Source organism: Corallococcus sp. AB049A (assembly GCF_003668885.1).
Lineage (GTDB): Bacteria > Myxococcota > Myxococcia > Myxococcales > Myxococcaceae > Corallococcus > Corallococcus interemptor.
Map to the genome: position 1 here is coordinate 1 of NZ_RAWL01000563.1, position 4600 is coordinate 4600.

Consider the following 4600-nt stretch of genomic DNA (forward strand, 5'->3'; position numbering starts at 1 on the left):
AGAGGTGTATAAGAGACAGGCCCGGGACGCTCTCCACCCAGATGCGGCCGCCGTGGCGCTCCACGATGTCGCGGCTGATGTAGAGCCCCAGGCCCAGCCCGCCGTAGGAGCGCGTGGAGGCGTTGCGCGCGCGGAAGTAGCGGTCGAAGAGCTGCTGCTGCTGGTCCTCCGGGATGCCGATGCCCGGATCCGTCACGGACAGCACCGCGACGTCGTCGCTCAAGGACAGACGCACGCGGATGGCGCCGCCGTCCGGGCTGTACTTGAGCGCGTTCTCCAGCAGGTTGGAGAGGACCTGCTCCAGCCGGTACGTGTCGCCGTGGACGGAGATGGGCTCCGGGGGGCGCTCGAAGTCGAAGGTGTGGTTGCCCCTCTGGCCGTCCATGCTGGCGAGCGTGTGCTCCACCAGCAGGTCGAAGCGGGTGGCCTCCGGGTGCAGGGCCAGGCGGCCGGCCTCGATGCGGGACGCGTCCAGCAGGTCGTTGATGAGGCCGGTGAGGCGCGTGAGCTGGTGGCGCGCGTGGCGCAGCACGCTGGGGTCCAGGTTCTCGCCGCGCTCCAGGCGGCGCTCCAGCGTGGCCAGGCGCAGGCTCAGGGGCGTCAGCGGCGTCTTCAGCTCGTGGCTCGCGATGGAGAGGAAGTCGTCGCGCACGCGGATGGCCTCCTGGGCCTCGCGGTACAGGTGCGCGCGTTCCTCCTCGGCGCGGCGGCGCTCGGTGATGTCCTCGATGAGGACGCCCACGCCCAGGACGCGGCCGTCCGGGGTGCGCACGGGATAGAAGTTGCCCCGGAAGCAGCGCCGGGGCCCTTCGAGGCCCAGGTCCACGTCGGAGGTGGACTCCTGGTCCACCAGGGGCTCGCCGGTGTTCAGCACGTACCGGGGCCCCTGCTCCGCGATGGCGCCCGCCTCCCCGAGCAGCTCCGGCAGCGTATGTCCCGGGTGCGCGTCCGCCGGGATGCCGTTGAGGCGCGCGAGCGTCTCGTTGACGCGCACGTAGCGCAGGCGCGTGTCCAGGAAGCCGATGCCCACCGGCGCGCCTCGGAAGAGCAGGTCCAGCTGGGCCAGGTTCTCCTCGCGCTCGGCCTCCACGCGGCGGCGCTCGGTGATGTCCTCCACGATGCCCACGCCGCCCTCCACGCTGCCGTCCTCCGCGTAGCAGGGCGCGAAGCGGATGCGCACCGGCGTCTCCTTGCCGGTGGTGACGGAGCGGTAGTTGCCTTCGTAGTCGCAGGGGCGGCCGTCCAGCGATTCGCGCACGCAGGTCAGGATGCGCTCGTCGCGCAGCGTGAGGAGGTTCAGGCCCACCAGGTTGCGCTTCGACGTGCCAATGAGCCCGGAGAAGCGCTCGTTGCACGCGGTGATGACGGGCAGGCGGTCGAAGTGGAAGATGCCCAGGGGCGCGTTCTCCACGAGCAGCCGGTAGAGCCGGTCCGCCGTCTCCGGGTGCATGGACGCGTCGGTGGTCCCGGCCACCTGCTCCACCGGCTCCTCCAGCGAGTCGATGACCTCATGCAGCCGGCGCATCGTGAGGACGATGCGCTCCTGTCCGTCCATGCCGGCGGCGCCCACGGCCAGCTCCACCAGCAGCTCCACGCCGTCGCGCCGCCGGGCGAAGACGCGCGTGGGCCGCCCGCCCAGCGCCTTGCGGCGCGACAGCAGATAGCGCGGCAGGCTGAGGCCGTGGAAGCGGTGCAGGCGGGACGGGAAGAGGTCGGTGACGGGCCGGCCCAGGAGCTGTTCGCGGTCCCAGCCCAGCAGCCGCTCCGTCGCCGCGTTGACCTGCAGGATGCGCTCATCCGGACCGCACGCGACAAAGGGGTCCACCGCGGCGTCCAAGATGGCTTCCAGCTCCCGTGCGGCTCCTGCGGACATGCATCGCTCCTGGTGGGCTTCCTGCCACGAGGGCAGGCCCTGCCGGGCGGTGGGGGCTCCCCGGCGTTGGCGGGCGCGCGTCTTGGCGCCCGTGCGCGTTCCCTTTGCCTACAGGTACACACTGTCGGCTTCCCCGGCGCGGAAGTGTCCGGAGGTCGGATGCCGTCAGCGCCCCTGGAGACCAGGCGGGCAGGCCTAGCGCCGGCGCTTGGGCTGCGTGCGGCCGCGCTTCGCCGCCTGCTTGCGCACGGGCTTCTTTTCGGGCGCGGGCGGCCGGGCGTTCAGCGTAAGCGTCTCCAGCTTCTCGCGCAGGGTGCGCGTCTCCTGCTTGAGCGCGTCCAGCTCCTCGCGCAGCGACGCGACCTCGCGGGCCTGGGGCGCGCCTTCGCGCAGCGACCGCACGGCCTCGCGGGCGTAGCGGCGCGTCCGAGGGTCGCTGAAGGTCGTGCCCTCCAGCGCGGGCAACAGGCGCCGGTCGCCCAGCGTGGAGGCCGCGTCGCAGACCGCCAGCTGCACGCGGAACTGCGGGTCTCGCAACAGCTGCGCGAACAGGTCCACCGCTTCGCGCTTGCGGTTCGCCACCTCCGCCAGCTTCGCCACCGCGCTCACGGCCGCGCGGCGCAGGAACGAGGGCTGGCCGTAGGCCGTCCGAGCCACGGCCACCGGGAACGCCGCCGCGTCCTGCGTCTCCGCCAGCCCGTCCATCGCGGCCGCGCCGATGACGTCCTGGAACGACGGCCGCGTGGCGGCGGCCTCCAGCAGGGGCAGCGCATCCGGCGCGCGCACGCGGCCCAGTCCCCGCGCGGCCTCCGCCTCCACGAAGTAGCTGGCGTCTCCGGCCTCCAGCAGCGCGCGCAGCCGGGCAGCCACCTCCACGTCGTGGCGGAACTCACCCAGCGCGGCGACGACGGCGCGGCGCACGCGCGGGTGCTCGGTGACGGCCGAGTCGAGCAGCAGCGCGCGGGCCTCCGGCGTGCGGATGCGGCCCAGCGCCTTCGCGCACGCGGCGCGGGTGGCCCAGAAGAGCTTCGCGTCCTTCAGCGCGCGGCCCAGTGCCTCCACCGACCGCAGGCCTCCGTCCTTGCCCAGCGCGTGCGCGGCCTCCGTGCGCGCGCGGGCCTCCGGCGCGTTCGCCAGCTCCTCGCGCCACAGCCCCACGGCCTTGTCCACGTCCAGCGTGCCCAGCACGTCGCGGCGCGGATCCACGCGCACCTGCGTGGGCGCGGCGGGGCAGGGCAGGTGGAAGCGGTGCTCCGCGTCCGTGAGGTCCAGCCGGTGGCGCGTGTCTTCTCCATTCGCCGTGACGACGACCTCCAGCGGCAGCCGGAAGACGGGCGTGCCCGAGTCCGTGCGCTGCGTCTGGCGCACGGCGATGCGCAGGCGCGCGTCGTCCGCCTCGTAGCGGACCTCCACCTTCAGCTCCGGGTGTCCGGGGGAGAAGACGTACTGGTCGAACACCGGGTCCAGGTTGTGGCCGGTGGCCTCTTCAAAGGCGCGCGCCAGGTCCACCGTCTCCACCACGCCGTGGCGGTGGGACGCGACGTAGTGGCGCAGGGCGCGCACGAAGAGGTCATCCCCCACGCGGCGGCGCAGCTCGTGGAGCACCAGCCCGCCCTTCTCGTAGAGGTGGCGGTCGAACAGGTCCATGGGCGCCTGGAACTTCCGGGCGACGATGGGGCGCGCGTAGCGCTCGCGCGTCTCGGAGAGGTAGGCCTCCAGGTCGAGCGCCCGGTGATGGTCGGCCTCGTCCCGGTTGTCCCCGCGCTCCTTCCAGAGCACCTCGAAGTAGGTGGCGAAGCCCTCGTTGAGCCAGCCGTGGGGCCAGTCGCGGCAGGTGAGCAGGTCGCCGAACCACTGGTGCGCCAGTTCGTGGGAGATGAGCGGTTCGGCGGTGTAGTCCAGGTGCGCCCGCGCGTCGTGCAGCACGGTGTCCACCAGCGTGGTGGCCGTGGTGTGCTCCATGCCGCCCAGGATGAACTCCGTGACGAACACCTGCGCGTAGCCGCTCCACGGGTAGGGCTCGCCGGTGAGGGCTTCGTACGCGGCGATCATCCGCGGCGTGCGCGCCACGCACCGGAGCGCGTCCTCGCGGCGGCCCTTGGGGAACAGGTAGCGCAGCGGCGTGGTGCCGGCGGTGTCGGTGGCCTCGTCGAAGTCGCCCACCACCAGCGTGACGAGGTAGGGCGCGTGCGGCTGCGCCATGCGGTGGTGCTGGGTGCGACGCCCACCGGTGGTGACGTCGCTGACGAGCACGCCGTTGGACAGCGACGTCATGTGCGCCGGGAAGGTGGCGATGACCTCCGACGTGGCCTTCTGCGCGGGCGTGTCCAGGCAGGGGAACCAGCACCTCGCGTCGATGTCCTGGCCCTGCGTCCACGCCTGCACCGGACGGTCGGGGTAGCCCGCGTCGGGGCCCCAGAAGTAGAGGCCGCGGCGGGGACGGGCGCGGTAGGTGAGCGCGACGTCACACGCCTGGCCTGAGTCCAGCGCGCGAGGCAGCTCCACGCGCACGTGGGCGCCGGAGTTGGAGAAGGGGACGGAGCGGCCGTCGACGCGCGCGTCGCTGACGTCCAGGTCCACCGCGTCGAAGGTGACGGTGGTCACGGCGCGGACCGCGGACACGCGGGTGGTGCAGGTGCCGGCCAGGGCGCGCGTGTCGAAGTCCAGGTCCAGCTCGATGCGCACGTGCTCGGCGCGCACGGGGCGGGGCGCGGCGTAGTGCTCGGT

At 73.0% G+C, this 4600-nt stretch carries 2 protein-coding genes; both read right to left on the reverse strand.

Translation table 11 applies throughout. The features are described from left to right. Positions 1-1873, reverse strand: a 1873-nt coding sequence (locus D7X55_RS36150; protein ID WP_121725410.1) for a PAS domain S-box protein, incomplete at its 3' end; no start/stop codon positions are given. A gap of 195 nt (positions 1874-2068) precedes the next feature. Then, a partial coding sequence (locus D7X55_RS36155) for a M1 family aminopeptidase (protein WP_121725411.1) occupies positions 2069-4600 on the reverse strand: 2532 nt, incomplete at its 5' end.